19 protein-coding genes and 1 pseudogene are annotated in these 21925 nt (G+C 29.0%); 8 read left to right on the top strand and 12 right to left on the bottom strand.

The annotated features are described in order from the left end of the window. Positions 1-248 precede the first annotated feature (248 nt). Both IC213_RS00665 and IC213_RS21220 read right to left on the bottom strand, forming a co-directional pair. Positions 249-2288, bottom strand: a complete 2040-nt coding sequence (locus IC213_RS00665; protein WP_227862623.1) for a cation:proton antiporter — start codon at positions 2286-2288, stop codon at positions 249-251. Positions 2289-2496: 208 nt separating this feature from the next. Then, positions 2497-2580: pseudogene (locus tag IC213_RS21220) on the bottom strand (hypothetical protein); the annotation flags it as partial. Positions 2581-2713: 133 nt separating this feature from the next. Here IC213_RS21220 and IC213_RS00660 point away from each other — a divergent pair. Beyond that, on the top strand, positions 2714-2908 hold the full coding sequence (locus IC213_RS00660) for an ABC transporter permease subunit (protein WP_227824221.1): 195 nt from the start codon (positions 2714-2716) through the stop codon (positions 2906-2908). Between the two features lie 476 nt (positions 2909-3384). Here IC213_RS00660 and IC213_RS00655 read toward each other — a convergent pair whose 3' ends face one another. Beyond that, complete coding sequence (locus IC213_RS00655) at positions 3385-4287, bottom strand: LysR family transcriptional regulator (RefSeq protein ID WP_227824222.1); 903 nt, start codon at positions 4285-4287, stop codon at positions 3385-3387. A gap of 352 nt (positions 4288-4639) precedes the next feature. On the opposite strand from IC213_RS00655, the gene IC213_RS00650 reads away from it, so the two are divergent. The 6 genes from IC213_RS00650 (at position 4640) to IC213_RS00625 (ending at position 10795) form a co-directional block, all read left to right on the top strand. Next, on the top strand, positions 4640-5818 hold the full coding sequence (locus tag IC213_RS00650) for an acetyl-CoA C-acetyltransferase (RefSeq protein WP_227824223.1): 1179 nt from the start codon (positions 4640-4642) through the stop codon (positions 5816-5818). An 8-nt stretch (positions 5819-5826) separates the two neighbouring features. After that, positions 5827-6483 (top strand): CoA transferase subunit A, encoded by a 657-nt coding sequence (locus tag IC213_RS00645; RefSeq protein WP_227824224.1) that lies wholly within the window; start codon positions 5827-5829, stop codon positions 6481-6483. Beyond that, a complete protein-coding gene (locus IC213_RS00640; protein ID WP_227824225.1) occupies positions 6483-7148 on the top strand; it encodes a 3-oxoacid CoA-transferase subunit B in 666 nt (221 codons plus the stop codon). Before IC213_RS00645 ends, IC213_RS00640 begins: the two co-directional genes overlap by 1 nt. A gap of 97 nt (positions 7149-7245) precedes the next feature. Next, on the top strand, positions 7246-8022 hold the full coding sequence (locus IC213_RS00635; protein ID WP_227483788.1) for a 3-hydroxybutyrate dehydrogenase: 777 nt from the start codon (positions 7246-7248) through the stop codon (positions 8020-8022). A gap of 63 nt (positions 8023-8085) precedes the next feature. Continuing rightward, on the top strand, positions 8086-9420 hold the full coding sequence (locus IC213_RS00630; RefSeq protein WP_227432389.1) for a GntP family permease: 1335 nt from the start codon (positions 8086-8088) through the stop codon (positions 9418-9420). 409 nt (positions 9421-9829) lie between these two features. Next, positions 9830-10795 (top strand): CAP domain-containing protein, encoded by a 966-nt coding sequence (locus tag IC213_RS00625; protein ID WP_227835808.1) that lies wholly within the window; start codon positions 9830-9832, stop codon positions 10793-10795. Positions 10796-11034: 239 nt separating this feature from the next. On the opposite strand, the gene IC213_RS00620 is transcribed toward IC213_RS00625, so the two are convergent. From IC213_RS00620 to IC213_RS00595, 6 genes are all read right to left on the bottom strand, one after another. Beyond that, positions 11035-11391, bottom strand: coding sequence for a hypothetical protein (locus IC213_RS00620; RefSeq protein WP_227862622.1), 357 nt, complete (start codon positions 11389-11391; stop codon positions 11035-11037). A 284-nt stretch (positions 11392-11675) separates the two neighbouring features. After that, a complete protein-coding gene (gene nifJ / locus IC213_RS00615; protein ID WP_227432386.1) occupies positions 11676-15215 on the bottom strand; it encodes a pyruvate:ferredoxin (flavodoxin) oxidoreductase in 3540 nt (1179 codons plus the stop codon). A 514-nt stretch (positions 15216-15729) separates the two neighbouring features. Beyond that, entirely contained in the window at positions 15730-16299 is a 570-nt protein-coding gene (pduL, locus tag IC213_RS00610; RefSeq protein WP_227432385.1) for a phosphate propanoyltransferase, read from the bottom strand. A 72-nt stretch (positions 16300-16371) separates the two neighbouring features. Further along, positions 16372-16980, bottom strand: a complete 609-nt coding sequence (locus tag IC213_RS00605; RefSeq protein ID WP_227835290.1) for a flavodoxin family protein — start codon at positions 16978-16980, stop codon at positions 16372-16374. A 7-nt stretch (positions 16981-16987) separates the two neighbouring features. Continuing rightward, positions 16988-18751 carry a GAF domain-containing SpoIIE family protein phosphatase gene (locus IC213_RS00600; RefSeq protein WP_227432383.1) on the bottom strand — a complete coding sequence of 588 codons (1764 nt, stop codon included), beginning with the start codon at positions 18749-18751 and terminating at the stop codon, positions 16988-16990. 42 nt (positions 18752-18793) lie between these two features. Then, positions 18794-19255, bottom strand: a complete 462-nt coding sequence (locus IC213_RS00595) for a hypothetical protein (RefSeq protein WP_227862621.1) — start codon at positions 19253-19255, stop codon at positions 18794-18796. 191 nt (positions 19256-19446) lie between these two features. Here IC213_RS00595 and IC213_RS00590 point away from each other — a divergent pair, with 191 nt between their 5' ends. After that, the gene (locus IC213_RS00590; protein WP_227432381.1) at positions 19447-19908 is read left to right on the top strand and encodes a hypothetical protein; all 462 of its coding nucleotides are present in this window, start codon (positions 19447-19449) and stop codon (positions 19906-19908) included. Between the two features lie 97 nt (positions 19909-20005). On the opposite strand, the gene IC213_RS00585 is transcribed toward IC213_RS00590, so the two are convergent. From IC213_RS00585 to IC213_RS00575, 3 genes are all read right to left on the bottom strand, one after another. Then, positions 20006-20176, bottom strand: coding sequence for a hypothetical protein (locus IC213_RS00585; protein ID WP_003416012.1), 171 nt, complete (start codon positions 20174-20176; stop codon positions 20006-20008). 189 nt (positions 20177-20365) lie between these two features. Further along, complete coding sequence (locus IC213_RS00580; protein ID WP_227432380.1) at positions 20366-20587, bottom strand: alpha/beta-type small acid-soluble spore protein; 222 nt, start codon at positions 20585-20587, stop codon at positions 20366-20368. 83 nt (positions 20588-20670) lie between these two features. After that, on the bottom strand, positions 20671-21897 hold the full coding sequence (locus IC213_RS00575) for an NAD(P)/FAD-dependent oxidoreductase (RefSeq protein ID WP_227862620.1): 1227 nt from the start codon (positions 21895-21897) through the stop codon (positions 20671-20673). Positions 21898-21925: the final 28 nt, after the last annotated feature.

The raw sequence follows: 21925 nt of genomic DNA, 5'->3' as shown, positions 1-21925 counted from the left end.
TCTCTCCCAAAATACAATTTCCCTTATTCATAAAAAAACACCTAAATTAAGATACAATTCACCTGTATATCCTAACTTAGGTATTGCCTGCTTCCCAGTAACAATCCAATTTGTTAACGCTCATAAATATTGTATTCAATTTATAGCTTTATTCTATTATAAATGGATATCTATGTCAAGCAATTATTGAAAACTGTTTCCTATTTTTTAGTACCAATAAAATTTAAATCCTATACAGTTTATTTTTTTCATTCTATCATCATCATTTCATCATAGAGAATATTTTCCAATAGTTCTTTAGCTACGTCTCTTGATATTTGTTTGTTTTCAACTAGTTGTTGAATACTATCTCTTTCACTTTGTATTGCCATTAATCTATAGTATACTACTTTTGCTTCAAATTTCTCATCATTATGAATTTTTCTAGTTAGCCAATTTAGATAACGATTATAAAATCTAATTACTATTAATGATTCATGCCTATTATCTTCATTAATATTTTTATTTATAAATGATATAGCTGTCTTTGTAGAAAGTGCATATGCATGGTGAAACTCTTTAATTAGTTCCTTATTTTCAGATATTATTTTTGTAATCTTTTCTTTTACTTCTGTTTTTACCTTTCTATCTATAATCCACATACTTATTTTTAATTTTACAATCTTAAATATTGATTTTTGGACAGATTTTCTCGATTTTGTAATATAAAATCTATATAACTCAAATGCTCTACCAGAAATTTTTCCATCATTCAATAATTTATGAACAGCTATTAAGCCTTGATTATCTGCCTCTGCAATCATCATATTTATAATTTTGTTATCTGGAATATTTAATATACCCTTTTCTAAATCTACTAGCTGCTCATTTAAATCATGTATTACTGGCTGTACCTCTTGCGCTTTTTCATTGCTAAGTTTTAAAATAGCTTCTTTTAAAATTAATTTATATGCCTCTCTATCAGACAATAAGTCTTCTGACTTTTGTACATTCTTTTTTAATAGTACTGGCAATAAAACTGTTGCGAGTAATAAACTTATAAGTATGACTTCTGATGATATAAACAAAACAATATCTCTCATTGGAAACATATCTTTATTGTCTAGGTAAAATGGTATAGATAGAGCAGTTGCAAGTGTAAATGTACCATGAACACCACAAGTAGCAACTATTAATGAATATTTCCATCTAGAAGTATCATCTTTTTCAAATTCTTCATTCTTAAATCCTAAAAAACCTGTAAAGAAATTATTTAAAGGATTTTTCTTGATTTTTATAAAAGAACTGTGCCATAAATACACCCATATAAATCTTATAATAAATAATATAACTACAATTAAAATAGCAATAAAAGTTAAATTTAATGCTATATCTTCGTTGTTAGTGATAATTCCTTGATATATACCTGGCAACAAAAAACCAAGTAATGTAAAGACAAACCCATTCAGTACATACTCCAAAACATACCATGTATTATCTGATATTATTCTCAATTTAGTTGTTGTATTTTGTAAATGTTCTTTTTCGATTCCATGGGCTATACCTGCCATTACAACTGCTAAAATTCCAGATACCCCTAGCTCTTCTGACACAAAATACACAAAAAGTGGAGTCATTATCTGTATGACTATTACCATTTGTATTTCTTCTAAATTCCACTTGTGCAAATTAAGTCTTATTTTTATAATTATATATCCTAAAATACTTCCTACTATTATTCCTCCAAATGCAGTAATCAAAAATTGAATACTTGCTTCTTTTATTGAAAAAAAGCCTGTAACGGTAGCAAGTACTGCAACTTTAAATGCCACTACTCCTGCAGCATCATTTAATAGCGATTCTCCTTCAAGTATATTCATCATATTTTTAGGAAAATCTAAACCTTGTGTAATTGATTTTACTGCTACTAAATCAGTTGGAGATATTACTGCTGCCAAAGCGAATGAAACTGATAGTGGCATTTCAGGAATAAGAAAATGTATAAAAATCCCACCTGCAAATACTGTTGTTAAAACCAGTCCAAATGCAAGAAGTAAAATTGGTCTTCTAAGTTCTAATAATTCTCTTCTTGATACATTTTGACCTTCACTAAATAATAGTGGAGCTATGACACATATTACGAATATATCTGGACTAAACGAAAAGGAAAATTTAAATGGTAAAATAGACAATAAAACACCTAATACAATTTGATAAATTGCAAGAGGAATATTGCTCCATTTTTTACTAAGTATAGTTGAAATTATTGTACAGACCAACAAACCTAATAAAGTTACTAAAATTGACATAGCTACCTCTCTTTTCAATATATAATTTATAGATTAGACTTATATATTAACTATCTTAATATTGATAGTATTACACTTTACATGTAATTATAAAATATTTACTTTAATCTATTATTCTTATTATATACGCCAAATTTAGTTTTGAAAACCTCTATACTAAGTGACATGCAACCATATGATTTTTTGAGATTTCCTTTAAAGCTGGTACTTATATTTTACATATTTCCTTACAATAAGGACATCTTGTATGGAACTTACATCCAGATGGTGGGTTTGTTGGAGATGGAATATCTCTCTATGATACTACTACTAAACTTCAAGAACCTAGGTTAAAACATATTTTTGGTACAGATGAACTAGGAAGAGATTACTTTGCTAGAACACTTTATGGAGGACGAATTTCACTTAGTGTTGGTATCTTATCAATGCTTATTTCTATAGTATTTGGTACTACTATAGGTGTTATTAGTGGCTATATTGGTGGGAAACTAGACCAGTTATTGATGAGATTAGTGGACATGCTTATGAGTATTCCAAGTTTTTTAGTTTTAATTGTATTAAATACTTATCTAGCTCCTAAGGCTTCTATAAAGAAACTATCACAGTTGCTGGTTCATTAAATATTGCAAATGCTATCTTAACTGAATCTGCACTTAGTTTTTTAGGACTTGGTATACAGTTACCTCTTGCATCATGGGGTAACATGTTTCAAGATGCTCAAAGACATATTTTTGATAAGTTATATTTAGCTGTATTTCCTGGCTTACTTATCTTCTTAACAGTTATGAGTTTAACTATAATAAGTAAAAAGTTCTCTAATAACACTTGATAATATCAATACTTTAAAATAAAAATACAAAATATTTTACAGTGAGTGTATAAATACACTCACTGCTTTTTATATATTTCAAAATAAAAATTTTATATATTATAGAATTTAATGAAGTTATATATTAAGTAACTTTAATAACCTTCTAAATTATTTATATATTATATAAAATTTATTTTCCCTTAATTAATATGTAGTTGAAAAACTAATAGTTTATTGTAATTGAACTTAATTATTTTATCTATGATTTGTTATTAAAATAACAAATCATAGATTCTTTTTACTAAAGAAATCTATAATAAATTTAAATACATGTTCATCTACATGACTATAGCGCTCTTTTTTAGGTCTACATAACACAACCTTCCATGTGATAGGGTCATTAAATGGTTTTTCTATAATTTGACTATTTTCAAAAAAATCGTGTACTGGTGATGGTAAAATAGTTATAAAGTCAGAATTTGTAGTTGACAACAACAAGAAATCCCAAGAACCAGACATAATATACCTCTTAAGTTTAACTTTTTCATCAGTAAATTTTTGCATTAATTTATGATGTATCATAAATGTAGGATTAAATATTGCAAGCAGTTCTTCATTTAAATCATTCCAATCTATTTTATTTTTCTTTGCGAGATGATGATTTATATTTAAAAATGCTGTAAGTTCGTCTTCTTGAAGTACATGTTCTGTTACTACACCCCTATCAATTTTATGTGGATGTAAAAGAACTGCATAATCTAATTCCTGCAAAATAAGCATTCTACTTAAATCGTATGCCCCCTTCTCTACTATATCAAATTCTATGTCTGGATTGTTTGCAACTAATTGTGCAACTACATCAGAAAAAGCTATTCCAAGTATAAGTGGTGGTATTCCTATTCTAACTTTCCCTTTAAACTGAACAGAATCTTCTCGCAAATCCTCCATCATATTTTTATATTCATTTATAATATTTTCTGCATTTACATAAAATCTTTCTCCTGCTGGAGTTAAGCCATTTAACCTGCCTTTATATCTCTCAAATAAATACACATTTTCATTTTCTTCAAAGGTTTTTATAATTTGACTTAAGGCTGGCTGAGATATGTGAAGAGTTTTTGATGCAATTGATAAATTAAAACCAGATTTCACTATTTCAACAAAATATTTTAACTGTTTTATATCCATTTCAAACCACCTTTCTTACAAGTATAGTTGATATTAATATTTTTTCTTATAAGAACATTTTATAAGAAAAGCGAAATAATTTCATTAATATTTTAACAAAATATTCCTATATATATATTCTAAATTTTTATCCTATAAATTTTCCTTATATGTTGTATAAAAAATTAGACTTAGACAAAACACATTTTTAGCCGTAATCTATAGTTAGAAAGAGGAAAACCTAAGGCATTAGGAATAAAAATAATTAAACTACTTAAAAACAAGTTTGTATTATAAGTAATTTATTATAGTGTTCTTCAAAGTTTTTTATTCAGAAAATTTCAAATAATCATTCAAGGAGGAACTATTAAATATGAAAGATGTAGTAATTGTATCATCAGTAAGAACACCTATAGGAAACTTTGGTGGCGTATTTAAAAATACTTCTGCTGTTCAACTTGGAGTTGTAGCTGTTAAGGAAGCTATATCACGTATAAAACTTGATTTATCTGAGATAGATGAAGTGATAATTGGAAATGTTCTACAAGCAGGTCTTGGACAAAATGTTGCTAGGCAAATTGCCATAAACTCAGGTATACCAAGTTCTGTACCAAGTTACACAGTAAATAAATTATGTGGCTCAGGACTTAAAAGCATTCAACTAGCAGCTCAATCAATTATAGCTGGTGAAAATGATGTAGTAATTGCAGGTGGTACTGAAAATATGAGTCAATCACCTTACATTATTCCTACTGCTCGTTTTGGTAGTAAAATGGGCAATGTTACTATGGTAGATAGTATGCTAACAGATGGTCTTATAGATGCTTTCAATCAATATCATATGGGAATTACTGCCGAAAATGTTGCTGATAAATTTGGAATTACAAGGGAAATGCAAGATAAAATAGCACTAGAAAGCCAAAATAAAGCTGAAGAAGCTATAAAAAACAATCGTTTTAAAGACGAAATTGTTCCAGTAGAAGCTGCGATAAATCATAGAGAAATTAAAACTATTGATACAGACGAATATCCTAAATTAAGCATGACATCTGAAATACTATCCAAGCTTAAACCTGCCTTTAAAAAAGATGGTACTGTAACAGCTGGAAATGCATCAGGAATTAATGATGGTGCAGCAATGATGATACTAATGAGTCAACAAAAAGCAGATGAACTTGGGCTTAAGCCGCTTGCTACAATAAAATCATATGCATCATCTGGTGTAGAACCTGAAATAATGGGAACTGGTCCAATTCCTGCAACTAAAAAAGCACTAGAAAAAGTGGGTCTTAATATTAACGATATAGACTTGATAGAGGCGAATGAAGCATTTGCAGCACAAGCACTTGCAGTTAAAAATGAACTTCAAATAGATTCGTCTAAACTAAATGTAAATGGTGGTGCAATAGCACTAGGACATCCAATAGGAGCAAGTGGAGCTAGAGTACTTGTAACCCTTATTTATGAAATGCAAAAACGTAAAGTAGAAACTGGCCTTGCAACACTTTGTATTGGTGGTGGTCAAGGAATAGCGATGATAGTTTCACGATAGGAGGAAATATGAATAAAATAGTTAGCATTGATGAGGCTCTATCTCACATCAAAGATGGAGATACAGTAATGGTTGGTGGATTCATGGCCAATGGTTCCCCAGAAAATTTAATTGATTATTTATGTGATAAAGGTATAAAAGATTTAACATTAGTTTGTAATGATACTGGTTTTATTGACAAGGGTGTTGGAAAGATGGTTGTTAATAAGCAGTTCAAAAAGATAATTGCCTCTCACATAGGATTAAACAAAGAAACAGGAAGACAGATGAATGATAATGAAACATGTGTCGAATTAGTTCCTCAAGGAACTCTTGCTGAACAAATTCGTGCAGCTGGTTATGGCTTAGGTGGAATACTAACACCAACTGGCATTGGTACTCTTATAGAAGAAGGAAAGCAAAAGATTGTTGTCGATAGTAAAGAATATCTTCTTGAAAAACCAATTCATGCTGATGTTGCTCTTTTATTTGCTTCAAAGGTAGATAAAGCAGGTAACTTAGTTTACAAAGGTTCTATGAATAACTTTAATAATTTAATGGCTTCAGCTGCTAATATTACAATAGTCGAGGCAGGCGAAATTGTTGAAATAGGTGATATCGACCCAAATGAAGTTACTACACCAGGTATTTTTGTGAATTACATCGTTGAAGGAGGTAATTTATAATGGATAAATTAGAAATACAAGAATATATTGCAAACAGAGTCTCTAAGGAATTAAAGGATGGAGCTGTTGTAAACCTTGGTATAGGCTTACCAACCAAAGTAGCCAATTATATTCCAGATGAGGTAAACGTTATTTTACAATCTGAAAATGGATTTCTAGGTCTAGGACCAGCTGAAAGTGGAAATTCAAGTGATGAAACTATTGTAAATGCTGGTGGTCAGCCAGTTACTATCCTTCCTGGAGGTTGTTTTTTCGATAGTGCCACTTCTTTTGGAATAATTAGAGGAGGTCATGTAGATATAACTGTTCTTGGAGCACTCCAAGTTGACAAATATGGTAACATAGCAAATTATATGATTCCAGGTAAAATGGTTCCTGGGATGGGTGGAGCTATGGATTTAGTAACTGGAGCAAAAAAAGTCATTGTAGCAATGGAACACACTTCAAAAGGTTCAGCAAAAATATTAAATAACTGTACTCTCCCACTTACTGCAACCAATGCTGTAGATTTAATTGTAACTGAGATGGGAGTTATAGAAGTAACTACAGATGGACTCCTTCTTATAGAAATAAATCCTATCTTCACATTAGACGAAGTTCTTTCTGCTACTGAAGCACCTTTAATATTGTCAGATTCATTAAATAAAGAGGCATCGATTATTTAAAATTAATCAAAATTACATCAGAAAATAAATTTAAAAGATGTAAAATATTAATACAAAAAATTAATATAAAAATAAAATTAAATTGGAGGAAATAAAAATGGTTAAAGACAAAGTTGTATTCGTAACAGGAGCTGCAAGTGGAATAGGTAAACAAATAGCTGAATCATTCTTGAAGAATGGTTCTAAGGTAGTATTCTCTGATATAAATCAAGAAGCACTAGATAAAGTTACATCAGAATTACAAAAAGAAGGTTATGATTGTGCAAATGTAAAGTGTGATGTAACTAAAGAAGAAGAAATTAACCATGCAATAGATAAAACTATAGAAAAATATGGAAGATTAGACATACTAATAAATAATGCTGGTCTTCAACATGTTGCTATGATAGAAGATTTCCCAACTGATAAATTTGAATTTATGATAAAAATAATGTTAACAGCACCTTTTATAGCTACTAAAAAAGTATTCCCTATAATGAAAAAACAAGGATTTGGTCGTATAATAAACATGGCTTCAATCAATGGTGTAATTGGATTTGCTGGTAAAGCTGCTTACAATTCAGCTAAACATGGACTTATAGGTCTAACAAAAGTTGCTGCACTTGAAGCTGCTGACTCAGGTATAACAGTTAATGCTATATGCCCTGGATATGTAGATACTCCACTTGTTAGAGGTCAATTTAATGACCTATCAAAAACTCGTAATGTACCACTAGAAAATGTATTAGAAGAAGTTCTATATCCACTTGTACCTCAAAAACGTCTACTAGATGTTCAAGAAATTGCTGATTATGCGATGTTCTTAGCTAGTGATAAGGCTAAAGGAATTACAGGACAAGCTTGCCTACTAGATGGAGGATATACTGCACAGTAGTTATTACATATTTAGGACTTGAGGAATTTATTCTTCAGGTCCTTCTACTAAGGAGGGATATTTATGAGTATTATCGCACCAATTGGTATAATTATTGGTATTATAGCTATTATATATTTTTCAGTTAAAGAAATTCATATAACTATAGCTGCTCCAATAGCAACTTTGATAGTTGTTCTCTTAAATAAAATGGATGTCGTGACATCAATGCTGGGTGCTGACAAAAATAATTATATGGGAGCACTTGGAAACTATATAATGAGTTACTTTGCAATATTCTTGTTAGGTTCTATACTTGCCAAGTTTATGGAGGAAAGTGGAGCTACTGTATCTATAGCTGATTTTATTCTAAATAAATTTGGTTCTAATCACCCTTATAGAGTTTTAGTTGCTATATTTATAGTAAGTTTTATATTAACATATGGTGGAATAAGTTTATTTGTAGTTATGTTTGCAGTTATTCCACTTGCAAGAACTCTATTTAAAAAACTTGATATTTCTTGGAATCTTATTCAGATACCTCTTTGGCTTGGAATTGCAACAATTACTATGACTATGATTCCTGGTACACCAGCTATTCAAAATGTTATTCCTATTCAGTACTTAAACACATCTCTTACTGCAGCAGCTATACCAAGTATTGCAGGAAGTATAGGTTGTGCTGTATTTGGTCTGGTATACATGAAATATACTTTAAACAAGAGTCTTAGGAAAGGAGAAACTTATGCAACTTACACTTCAGATGTAGAAGAAGAATCTTTAGATAGAGAGTTACCAGGATTTTTTGCAAGTATTTTTCCTCTATTGTCACTTGTAGTCATAGCAATATCTGGAAGTACTTTTGGTTCAGAGTTTATGAAAAAAAATGTAATTTACATAGCTTTAATAGTTGCAATTGTTTTATCTGCTTTTCTATTCCGTAAATTTTTATCATCAAAAATACAAACATTGAGTATTGGTGCTAGTGGTTCTATAGGACCTATTTTTGCAACATCTTCTGCTGTTGCATTTGGAGCTGTAATAATGGCTGCACCAGGCTTTGATATATTCAGTAAACTTATCATGTCAATACCAGGTAGTCCACTTATAAGTCTTACTGTTTTAACTTCAACAATGTCCGCAATAACAGGCTCCTCTTCTGGGGCTTTGGGAATAGTAATGCCGAACTTTGCAGATTATTATCTAAGTACTGGTATGAACCCAGAGTTAATCCATCGTGTTGCTACAATTGCTTCAAATATATTAACAATAGTACCTCAAAGTGGTGTGTTTCTTACATTCTTGAGTTTATCTAAATTAACACATAAAACTGGTTTTAAAGAAACTTTTATTGTGGTTGCAGTTGGTTCATTAATAGCAGAAATCATTGTAATTACATTAGGATTACTAATGTATTAAACTAAATCAAACTACAATTTATTATATAAAAAGTCATCTATTTATTATAGATGGCTTTTCTATTTTCAAGAATCTAATTAAAGATACTTTTTTTACTGATTTTCAAAGTATATATTAAATAAATATCACTAACTATAAAAAAAATTTACCACAACCAGAATTTTACATCATAGAATTATTATAAAAACACTATTTCTTCTAAAGCAGTTATGCCATACTATGCAGATTAATGATGAAAATTATCAAACATCATAAAATATACCTATTTATTCCAGTTATATTTTATTTACATATCTTTACAGTAAAAAAACACTTGATTCTATGTTAGTATAAATGCACGGGTACCCCCTACACTAAAGGTTACAATTTAGTAACATTTTTAGAATTTTTAGATTGAGAGGTGTTTATAATGAGAAAAAATATACCAACAAAATTAAAAACTATACTAGCTTTAGGAGTGTTAACCTTAGCAACAGCTTCCAGTGCTGTTACTGCAAGTGCTTCGTCACTTGAAAATAATATGAATATAAGTAATAAAAATTTAGTATATACTAATGCTAAATTTAAGTTTTCAGCAAAACCAAATTGTTCTGTAAAACCAGAACTTAAACCTGACAAAGATAATTCTTGTAAAGATAAGAATCACAATGACAAGAATTGTAATATTACTAACAAGCCTAATGGCAACAATAATTCAGGTTCTACTAATAAACCTGAGGATAATAATAACTCAGACTCTAATAAGCCTGAAGATAATGACAATTCAGGTTCTACTAATAAGCCTGAAGATAGTAATAAACCAGAGGACAATAAACCTGAGGACAACAACAATTCAGACTCTACTAATAAGCCTGAAGACAATAATAACTCAGAATCTAATAAACCTGAGGACAACAACAATTCAGACTCTACTAATAAGCCTGAAGATAATAATAACTCAGAATCTAATAAACCTGAAGATAATAACAATTCAGGCTCTACAACTGGAAATTTTTCAGCTTACCAAAAAGAAGTTGTTGATTTAGTAAATGTAGAGAGATCTAAAGCTGGATTAAATCCACTTACTCTTGATGCTGATGTATCAAATGTCGCTACAAAAAAATCTCAAGACATGATTGACAACAACTACTTTGCACATAATTCTCCAACTTATGGTTCTCCATTTGACATGTTGAAAAAGTTTGGGATAAGCTATAAAACAGCTGGTGAAAATATAGCAATGGGACAAAAAACACCAAAAGAAGTTGTAAATGCTTGGATGAATTCTGAAGGTCATAGAAAAAATATATTAAATCCAAATTACAGTAAAATAGGTGTTGGAGTAGCACAAAAAAGTGGTGGTTCAATTTACTGGACACAAATCTTTGTAGGATAAAATACTCTTTTTCTATATATACAAAAAGAGTATCTCAAGATGATTTTTAAAAATCATAAATGGGATACTCTTTTGTATCTATACTATTATATAGTGTTTTATCTTTAATATATTTTTTATACTAAATATAGATTCTTTTAAAATGATAGATTTAAAGCTAAATCACAAAACTGAATACTTATATTTGAATATAAAATATAAATTCCTATATTATAAATATTATTTAATAATTAAATAATTTAAAAATCCCTTATAAAAAAATTAAACCTTCCTTTTGGTGCCATTAGACTTCTTTCTAAAATCAAACTTAATGCTTCTAATTTGCGTTTTTTCTCCTCTTTATTCCAATAAAAAATACCTGGGTCAAGTAAAAAAGTAAAAATAGATAAAATTATCTCTGATACTTCTAAAGTATATTCACATTTAAATATGCCTTCTTCCACTCCTTGTTGAAATAGTTCTGCAACAATAGTAGAAAGTGAAGTAAGTATTTCTGCAAGAGATTTTTCATGGATTGAAGCATTAAATTGTTGATGAAGATATTCATCAATTGAAGATTCAACTGTTGATGTTATATAACTTTGAAATAATAACATCAGTTTTGAAAAATTATGTGGCCTATACTAGTAATTGTATATTATAGATTAACAAAAAAAGAAGAAAAAGACATGATAAATGAATTTGGAAACAATTATATTATTTATCGCAACAAAACAGGTATGTTTCTTCCTAAAATACTCCTAAAAAACATAGACAATATACCGAAACAAAATCTTAATTCTCACAGTTTGATATAAATAAAAAAGGGATACTATTTTTTAATAGTATCCCTAATTATTATCAAATCATATCTTAAATAAGCATTATAATATTTTAATTATTATTCAGCTAATTTTTTATATCCTTCGTATCTTTCTTTAGCATCAGCTTCAGCTTTTGCAAATAATCCATCAGCTTCTTCTGGGAATTGTTTAGCTATAGCAGAGTATCTTACTTGTGCAAGTATGAAATCTCTGAAGCTTGCAGTTGGTTCCTTAGAATCTAAAGTGAATGGGTTTTTACCTTCAGCTTTTACTTCTGGATTGAATCTGTATAAATGCCAGTATCCGCAAGCAACAGCTTGTGCTTCGTTAGCTACAGTTCTTCCCATACCTTCTTTTAATCCATGGTTTATACATGGAGCGTAAGCTATTATTAAAGATGGTCCATCATGTTTTTCAGCTTCTAGAACAGCTTTGATAAATTGGTTTTTATCAGCACCCATAGCAACTTGAGCTACATATACGTTTCCGTAAGTCATAGCCATCATACCTAGGTCTTTCTTTCTAGATTGTTTACCTGCTGCAGCAAATTTAGCCATAGCAGCAGCTGGAGTAGCTTTAGAAGCTTGACCTCCTGTATTTGAATATACTTCTGTATCAAATACAAGTACATTTACATTTTCGCCAGATGCAAGAACATGGTCTAATCCACCGTAACCGATGTCATATGCCCAACCGTCTCCACCTAGTATCCATTGAGATCTCTTAACTAGATAATCTTTTCTATCTCTTATAGCTTTTACTAATTCTTTAGCTTTTTCATCTGTGCAATCACAAGCTGGTTTTTCTAATAATTCAACAACTTTAGCACTTGCTACTTTAGATGCTTCTCCATCATTTCTAGAATCTAACCATTCTGTAAATACTGCTTTAGCATCTTCACAGATATCCATAGAAACTAATTCTGTCATAGCATCTACTATTTTTCCTCTTATTTGTTTAACAGCTGTGTACATACCAAATCCGTATTCAGCATTGTCTTCAAATAAAGAGTTTGCCCAAGATGGACCTTTGCCTTCATGGTTACAAGTATAAGGAGTTGAAGGTGCAGAAGCTCCCCATATAGAAGAACATCCAGTAGCATTAGATATCATCATTCTATCTCCATATAATTGTGTAACTAACTTGATGTATGCAGTTTCTCCACATCCAGCACATGCTCCTGAGAATTCCATTAATGGTTGTCTAAATTGACTTCCTTTAACAGTGTTTGCAGGCATAACATCAACTTTTGGAGCTACCTCTTCAGGATTTACTGCAAATGCCCAGTTATCTAACTCTGTATCAAGTTGAGTATCTATTGGTTTCATAACTAAAGCTTTTTCTTTAGCTGGACATATGTCAGCACAGTTTCCACATCCTGTACAATCTAGTGGACTAACTTGGATTCTATATTTTAATCCTTCTAATCCTTTACCTAATGCTTTTTTAGCTTCAAATCCTTTTGGAGCATTAGCTAATTCTTCTTCTGTAACTAAAACTGGTCTTATACATGCATGAGGGCATATAAAAGAACATTGGTTACATTGGATACAGTTATCCATTACCCACTCAGGAACATCAACAGCTATACCACGTTTTTCATAAGCTGAAGTACCACAAGGGAATGTTCCATCTTCTATACCATTGAATGTACTTACTGGTAAGTTATTACCTTCTTGTGCAGTCATTGGTCTTAATATATTTCTTATAAATTCTGGTTCTTTAACTTCTTCTTTATCTGCATCAACAGCATTTGCCCAAGAAGCTGGAACTTCAACTTTAACTAAAGCATTTATTCCTGCATCAACAGCAGCATAGTTCATGTTAACTATCTTTTCACCTTTTTTACCATAAGCTTTAACTATAGAATCTTTTAAGTATTTAACAGCATCTTCTTCTGGTATTATTTCAGCTAATTTAAAGAATGCAGATTGCATTATCATGTTTATTCTATTTCCAAGACCTATTTCTTGTCCTAGTTTAACAGCATTAACTGTATAGAATTTTATATCATTTTTAGCTATATATTGTTTCATATGAGCTGGTAAGTTTTCTTCAATTCCTGCTTGGTCCCATATAGTGTTAAGTACAAATGTACCACCTTTTTTAAGACCTTTTAATAAATCATATTGATAAACATATGATTGTTTATGACAGGCAATATAGTCAGCCTCATCTATTAAATAAGTAGCTCTTATTGGAGTATCACCAAATCTTAAGTGAGACATAGTTATACCACCAGATTTTTTAGAGTCATAATCAAAGTAAGCTTGAGCATATTTTTCAGTGTGGTCACCGATTATTTTTATAGCTTGTTTGTTAGCTCCAACAGTACCGTCAGAACCTAATCCCCAGAACTTACATCTTATAGTTCCTTTAGAAGCTATTTTAATTGATTCAGATGGAGCTAAAGAAGTATTAGTTACATCATCAACTATACCTACTGTAAATCCATTCTTAGGTTGTTCTGAAACTAAGTTATCAAAAACAGTTTTTATATCTGAAGGAGTAGTGTCTTTTGAACCTAATCCGTATCTTCCACCTATTATCATAGGAGCATTTTCTTTTCCATAGAATACATCACGTACATCTAAGTATAATGGTTCACCAGTTGAACCTGGCTCTTTAGTTCTATCAAGTACACATATTCTTTCAACAGTAGATGGCACAGCATCTAAGAAATGTTTCATTGAGAATGGTCTATATAAATGAACTTTAACTAAACCATATTTTTCTCCCTTAGCATTTAAGTAATCTATAGTTTCTTCTATTGTTTCTGTTACAGAACCCATAGCAATTAATATAGATTTAGCATCTTCTGCTCCATAGTAATCAAATAAACTATGTTTTCTACCTGTTAAATCACTCATTTTTTCCATGTATTTTTCAACTATACCTACTATATTTTGATAGTATTTGTTAGAAGCTTCTCTAGTTTGGAAATATATATCTGGGTTTTGAGCAGTACCACGAGTAACTGGGTGATTTGGAGATAAAGCATTATCTCTAAATGCTTGAACTGCTTCAAAGTTTAATAAACTTGCATAATCTTCATTTTCTAATAATTCCACTTTTTGGATTTCATGTGAAGTTCTGAATCCATCAAAGAAATGTATAAATGGTAATTTACCTTCTATTGCAGCTAAATGTGCAACAGGTGCTATATCAGCTACTTCTTGAACTGAACCAGAAGCTAATAATACACATCCAGTTTGTCTAGCAGCCATAACGTCTTGATGATCCCCAAATATTGATAAAGCTTGAGATGCTAAAGCACGAGCACTTACATGGAATACTCCTGGTAATAACTCCCCTGCAACTTTATACATGTTAGGTATCATTAATAATAAACCTTGAGATGCTGTAAAAGTAGAAGTTAAAGCTCCACCTTGTAAAGAACCGTGGAATGCTCCTGCTGCTCCTGCTTCTGATTGCATTTCAACAACATTAACTTTTTGTCCAAATATATTTTTTCTTCCTTGTGACGCCCATTCATCAACTACTTCAGCCATAGTTGAAGATGGTGTGATTGGGTATATAGCTGCTACATCTGTAAATGCATAGGCAACGTGAGCTGCAGCTGTATTCCCATCAAGTGTTTTCATAAACTTAGCCATAATATGTATCCTCCTTGATAGCTACAATTGTACTTGTTTATAACAAGTCTATTTTTTTATATTTACATATAATTTACACAACAAAAATATAAACACACATAGTCGCGCAAATACTCTATCTTCTAATATAATACTACAGATTTGATAAAATTCCTTTGAAAATTGTAAATTAATTACATATTTAAGTAGATTTTTTTTTAAATTAAATATGTTAAGTTTTTTTCATAATTTTGTATACAATATATAATAAATTAAGTTAGATTTTTCAAACTTTTTTATCTATTTGCATATATTGGTATTAGGAGTAAAAGAGCCTTCTTTATCATATATAAATTTTATATATCTAATTTTACCATATTATATCATATTTTTGTAAGTTTTTATTATAATTTTCATAATACCCCTTTATATTATAAATTAATCTGATAGATTAAATTTATAATATAGAAATTTATTACATTAAAAAATATGCTAGTAAATAAAATATTCACTAGCATAAATTTCATACATAAAACTAATCAACTATTAATTCTACTAAATCTCCATTTTTAACACCTGCTGCATTTCCTTCTTCCATGTCAACATGCATTTCTAAATTAAAGCTATCACTAGCTCTTACTAATACATTTTCAAATACTAATGCTCTTGGTCCAGATGTTTTAACTTTTACTATTTGTTTATCAGTTACACCAAATTTAGCAGCATCTTCATTGCTCATATGTATATGTCTAGAAGCAACTATAACTCCTTCTTTCATTTCAACTTCTCCAGCTGGTCCTACTAATTTAACACCAGGAGTTCCAGCTATATCACCAGATTCTTTTATTGGAGCTTTTACTCCTAATGGGAATCCATCTGCTAAAGAAATCTCAACTTGAGTTTGAGGTCTAGCTGGTCCTAAAACTCTAACTCCTTTTAGAGTCCCCTTTGGACCGACTAAATCAACTTTTTCTTCACAGGCAAATTGTCCTGGTTGAGATAATGGTTTAAATTTAGTTAATTCATGACCTGCTCCAAATAATACGTCTATATCAGCTTGACTCAAATGAACATGTTTATTAGATAATGCTATTGGTAATTTCATTGAAATTCCCTCCTTTAATTATTTTTAAATTATTGCAATACAATTATACATAATATTACTTACAAAATCAAATTATATTGAATCAATATAAACTTTTAGACTCTTCGACAGAGTGTCTTTAAACTCTTGATTATCTCTGTAGGGTATATTATCTGTATTGTTTAAATATATATTGTGTAAAAGTTTAGTATTTATACTCTTAAAGAAAAAGTCCATAACTATTTGCCCACCTTTAAATTGTGAATCATAAGGTTTACTACCTCCTACTGCAATGTACATACCTATACGCTTTTTATTCCTATCAATTGAAGGCTTATTTAATATATACTTACTCGCATAGATAGCTTGAGTTCTATCAACAACAGTTTTTACTTTAGCTGATATTGAATCAAAATGTACAGGACTTATTACTATAGTTCCTTTTGATTTATCAAACATTTTATATAGAGGTTTCATATCATCATTAAATTTGCAATACCCTGTCTTATTACAAAACCCACATGCTGTACAATATTCAATATACATATCATATATATTGAATATTTTACTACTAAGTCCACTCTCTTCTAATTTAAGTTTTATTTCATTTGCTATAAAACTACAGTTTCTATTATTTCTCGGACTTCCATTTATTATTATAATTTCTGGACTTTCAAGTTCTATTTTATTATTTAAATCCATAATCAATCTACCTATCCTTTAACATAACGATTAAAATATCATCATCATAATTATCTTTTGATGAAAAGTTTCTTAAATCTAATTTTAAATTTTCTACTATCAACTGGTGATTTAATCTAAAATTTTCTTTTAAAAAGTTTTCTAATCTATCTATACCATATTCTTCTTTTGATTTATTTTTTATTTCTAAAATTCCATCAGTATACATACATACCATTGCATAATCTTCCATTGAAAGAGTATTGTTTTCATATGTTGCATCTTCCATTACCCCAATAGGTATTCCCTTTTTACAATTTAAGTTAGTTTCTATTGTTCCATCTTTTTTTACAACTACAGGGCTATAGTGTCCTGCATTAGATACTGTAATCATATTTTCTTTAATATCTATAAGTCCAATCAAACAAGTTGTAAATACTCCCATCTTGTCAAATTCATCATATAACATACTATTTAAATTTGTCATTATTTCTTGTGGTGTCTTATACTGATTACATAACACTTTAAAAGCACCTTTTATCATTGCAACAACATAATTCGAAACCATTCCATGACCCATTACATCAGCAACAATATAAACTATGTGTTCAGAATCTACCTTTGTAGCATAGTAAAAATCTCCACCTACTACTCTTGCTGGTTTATGATAAAAATAAAGTTCTTTTTCATCATTACAATCCATTTTACCTTTGTCCATAATAAGTTGTTGCTGTTTATTTAATACATTTAACTCATTCTCAAGAACCTTGTGCTTTACTTCTTTTTCATTGTGCTCATATAACTGCATACCAACCAAAACCTGTTTAGATAATATACTAAGAATATTTAAATCATCACTAGTGTAGTTTTTGCTGTTTGCACAAACAATGCATCCTATAGTCTCATTTTTATCTTGGAGTTTGTAATATATATAACTTTCCAAGTTTATCCCTTTTTGTGAACATGGTTTTAAATTATTTAAATATCCTCCTAAGGATTCTTTATTTACAAACTTGTCTAACATAGGATATAAATTTGTTTTCTTCTTATGCTCTGTATTATAACAGCTAAATATCTTATCTTTATTATCATGACCTGTTATAATTATCAAAGCTTCTTTACTATTAGTGATATTACACGCCTGTTTACTTAAGTTTTCTAAAAATCCATCTATACTTTTATTGAGATATAATTTTTTAGTAGCTTCATTTATAGCACTTATTGAACCTCTTAATTTATCAACCAAAATTTGTACATTATTATTTTTATTAGTTATTTCTATTGATAAACTTAAGAGAGATGCAACAGAAGATATAAAGTCTATATCTTGTTCTGTTAGAAAATCTTCTTCTGTCAAAAAGCAAGTCATAAATCCAACTACTTCATTATTTATGATAAAAGGAAAAACTATTCTACCAATGTAACCTTCAGATTTTGCTAAATCTCGTTCCCCTTCTGCTCTAGAATCTTCAAATACATTTTTTACATATATTATCTTTTTCTCATTTACAGCTTCATGGATATATTCTGGATATGTGTCAAAATCAATTTTTGCACCTTTAAGACTATTGATTGGAAAAATTTGAGGTACATATTCTAAAGTTTGTGAACATACTAAATAGGCATATTTAGAATCATTTTTATAAAATAGATTTACACATGCCTTTGTAGGGTGAACAACCTCTAACATTTTTTCTATTATTTTATCTTTTATATTAAAAAAATCTGTAGATTCAGTCACCATAGCAGATATTTCCACTAAATTCTTCATTTTATAATTGCCATTAGTCATACTCAATTTCTCCCCCTATATATTAAACTATTTATTAGTATTTTAACATACATTCTTTATAGTAAAAACAAAAACAACGACAAAACTAAGAACTAATATCCAGTTAAATCCTGTCAATATTCCTATAAGAAGTAATGTAATCAATGCATTTAGACCTGTTCTTCCCTTTTCATCCATAAAAGTTATCTTAGAGATGTCGATATTATTTTTTACATTGTTTATATGTTCCTTCACTTGTTCTTCCATATTTCTCTTATAAAGAATGTATACCACTCCAACTAAAAATACTCCTATACCTAATATCCAATTTAGATTAAATGCTACAATAAGCAGTATTGAACCAAAAACTAACTTTAAAAGTTTAAAAAACACACTGTCTATCTTTAAAGTTATATTTCTGATTTCTTTACATTCATCCCTTAATGAATATCCACTTGAATCTAAGTTATTAATCTTTGTTTTTACAATTTCAGAATAAAAAAGTTTTATTATCCCATCTAACATTTTCATCACTCCTAAATATTTTACATATATTTGTAAGTTTTACAATTATAATATTTTTTATACTTGGTAATAATAAAAAATAACAAATATTTTATAATTTAGTATTTATTGTAAATAAATTATTAAAACTTTATAGAATAAGTATAAATTTTTCAAAATAAATATTCTTACAATTAAAAGGAAGTGTTTTTGTGCAAATAGAACAACTCGATTTAGAAACAAGAAATAAAATATACTGCTATACAAAAAAAATTCTTAGAAAATACCAAAAAGGTATTATATCTGGAAAATTAACAGCAGATAAATTTGCAGATAATATATTATCTCAAGATTTTATAAATAGTATACTTGATGAAAAAATAATAAGTGAATATGAATTTAAGTTATCTTATATAGACTATATTGAAACTTTAATAAAAATACAAAATGAAAATTTGTCTAATTCAAGAAAAAAATCTACTAAGTCTATAAAAAGTTTTAATATTACTCAAATAATTCAATTGAAAAATTTATTACATGATACTGGTTATAATCTATCAATTCCATACAAGTACCTGACTCCTAAGGATATAGAAGGTATTATTACACTTATCAATACTGGGTCTATTGAACTTGGAAATGAAAGAATATATAATTATATATCAAAAGCATAATAAAATAAATTTATTATAAAAAGGCAATTTATTTAATATAAAATCTATTTTTTTATATTAAACAAATTGCCTTTTTAATTTTTATTTCTATATGATATTATCCAAGAGCTTTTTCTAATTTAGATAAGTGTTGTATTGGATAATATTTTAATAGTTCTTTAAACTGTTCTACTGATAATCCTTCTGTTGTCGTATATATTCTTATTTTTTCATCTAAATCACTATTAATAAATTTATTTTTTAAATCTTCAAAGTTTACACTACTCATTTTACATCACTCCTTATGTAATATATTCATTTGTACTATTTTATCCAGATTTCTAAAATTTATTACATAAAAATATCGACATATAAAACTTAATAAAAAAAAGCTATCTCAATTTAGAAATTACTTTCTATATTTGAGATAGCTCTAGCTATAACAATAGCCTAATAGTTATAAATAATTATTTATTAACTATCTGTTGTTTTTTCCAGCCATTTGTTGTTCAGCCATTTCAACTAATTTTTTAGTCATGTATCCACCTACATAACCATTTTCTCTTGCAGTAAGGTTTCCTTTATCAACTTGTTGATAATTACTCATACCAAGTTCATTAGCTATTTCTAATTTCATTTGGTTTAAAGCTTCTTTTGCTCCTGGTACTACTGTTTTGTTGTTGTTATTGTTACTTGCCATGTTGATTACCTTCCTTCTGTTTAATTTATTTTGTGTTGCTGATAATATTATGTGATTTTAAACATTTTTAATTCAGGTAATTTTTAGCAATTAAAACCTGCCAAATATCCAGTCGAAAAAGCTATTTGCAAATTAAATCCTCCTGTGTACGCATCTATATCTATTACTTCACCAGCAAAAAATAAACCTTCTATCAATTTTGATTCCATTGTACTTGAGTTTATCTCATTCACTTTTACTCCACCAGAAGTTATTATGGCTTCGTCAATAGGTCTATATCTTTTTACTGTAAATTTCAAATTTTTTAGTAAATGAACTAAATTTTTTCTTTGTTCTCTAGAAACTTGATGAACAACTGTATCTGGAGAAATCTCACTTAAATTTATTATTATAGGTATAAGTTTTTTAGGAAGCAAGTCATCCAATGCTTTTTCAAATTTTTTATTTGTATATTTTTGAAAATCTTTTTGAACTCTTTTATCTAATTTTTCTTCATCTAATGCAGGTTTTAAATCCAACAGTATAGTATAATTTTCTTTAGTTGTATCTTTCATCCTACAGCTTGCAGACTTTATTATAGGTCCATCTAAACCAAATTTAGTAAATTCAAGTTCTCCAAAATCATTATACACTTTCTTTTTTTTACTATTAAACACACTTATCTCAACATTTCTTAATGATAATTTTTCTAAATCTTTTACAAAACCTTCTTGAACTTCCATACCAATCAAAGATGGTTTTGTATCTACAATAGTATGACCCTGCGAAATAGCAAATTTATATCCATCACCAGTAGAACCAGTAAGTGGATAACTTAATCCACCCGTTGCTATTATGACAGAATCACACTTGATTTCTTTTTTATTGTTTAGAACTACTTTTTCAATTTTATTATTTTTAGATATTATTTTTTCTACCTTAGAGTTTAATAATATATTTACTTTTTTGCTTCTTACTTGTTTTTCAAGAGCTTTTACAACATCAAACGCTTTATCGCTTTCTGGAAAAACTCTTTTTCCTCTTTCTGTTTTAGTTTTTACTCCAAGATTATTAAACATACTTATTACATCATCATTTGTAAAAGTGTAAAAAGCACTATATAAGAATTTACCATTTGTAGGAACATTTTCTATTAATTCTTCTATATCACAATCATTAGTTATATTGCATCTACCTTTTCCTGTTATTGCAAGCTTCTTGCCTAACTTATGATTTTTTTCAATTAAAGTTACATCAAACCCTCTTTCAGATGCAGTTGAGGCTGCTATCATCCCTGCTGGTCCACCGCCTATTACTACTATTTTCTTCAAATAATCACTCTTTTCTACCCTTAAATTT

Source organism: Clostridioides sp. ES-S-0049-02, from assembly GCF_020658465.1.
Taxonomy (GTDB): domain Bacteria; phylum Bacillota; class Clostridia; order Peptostreptococcales; family Peptostreptococcaceae; genus Clostridioides.
Note: the sequence above shows the minus strand (reverse complement) of the source record. Positions and strands in the feature narration are given on the sequence as shown.

Bases quoted from the DNA above. Each gene is read 5' to 3' on its own strand.
- IC213_RS00665 (WP_227862623.1), bottom strand. From the start codon at position 2,288: ATGTCAATTTTAGTAACTTTATTAGGTTTGTTGGTCTGTACAATAATT.
- IC213_RS00660 (WP_227824221.1), top strand. From the start codon at position 2,714: ATGCTTATTTCTATAGTATTTGGTACTACTATAGGTGTTATTAGTGGC.
- IC213_RS00655 (WP_227824222.1), bottom strand. From the start codon at position 4,287: ATGGATATAAAACAGTTAAAATATTTTGTTGAAATAGTGAAATCTGGT.
- IC213_RS00650 (WP_227824223.1), top strand. From the start codon at position 4,640: ATGAAAGATGTAGTAATTGTATCATCAGTAAGAACACCTATAGGAAAC.
- IC213_RS00645 (WP_227824224.1), top strand. From the start codon at position 5,827: ATGAATAAAATAGTTAGCATTGATGAGGCTCTATCTCACATCAAAGAT.
- IC213_RS00640 (WP_227824225.1), top strand. From the start codon at position 6,483: ATGGATAAATTAGAAATACAAGAATATATTGCAAACAGAGTCTCTAAG.
- IC213_RS00635 (WP_227483788.1), top strand. From the start codon at position 7,246: ATGGTTAAAGACAAAGTTGTATTCGTAACAGGAGCTGCAAGTGGAATA.
- IC213_RS00630 (WP_227432389.1), top strand. From the start codon at position 8,086: ATGAGTATTATCGCACCAATTGGTATAATTATTGGTATTATAGCTATT.
- IC213_RS00625 (WP_227835808.1), top strand. From the start codon at position 9,830: ATGAGAAAAAATATACCAACAAAATTAAAAACTATACTAGCTTTAGGA.
- IC213_RS00620 (WP_227862622.1), bottom strand. From the start codon at position 11,391: ATGTTATTATTTCAAAGTTATATAACATCAACAGTTGAATCTTCAATT.
- nifJ (WP_227432386.1), bottom strand. From the start codon at position 15,215: ATGGCTAAGTTTATGAAAACACTTGATGGGAATACAGCTGCAGCTCAC.
- pduL (WP_227432385.1), bottom strand. From the start codon at position 16,299: ATGAAATTACCAATAGCATTATCTAATAAACATGTTCATTTGAGTCAA.
- IC213_RS00605 (WP_227835290.1), bottom strand. From the start codon at position 16,980: ATGGATTTAAATAATAAAATAGAACTTGAAAGTCCAGAAATTATAATA.
- IC213_RS00600 (WP_227432383.1), bottom strand. From the start codon at position 18,751: ATGACTAATGGCAATTATAAAATGAAGAATTTAGTGGAAATATCTGCT.
- IC213_RS00595 (WP_227862621.1), bottom strand. From the start codon at position 19,255: ATGTTAGATGGGATAATAAAACTTTTTTATTCTGAAATTGTAAAAACA.
- IC213_RS00585 (WP_003416012.1), bottom strand. From the start codon at position 20,176: ATGAGTAGTGTAAACTTTGAAGATTTAAAAAATAAATTTATTAATAGT.
- IC213_RS00580 (WP_227432380.1), bottom strand. From the start codon at position 20,587: ATGGCAAGTAACAATAACAACAACAAAACAGTAGTACCAGGAGCAAAA.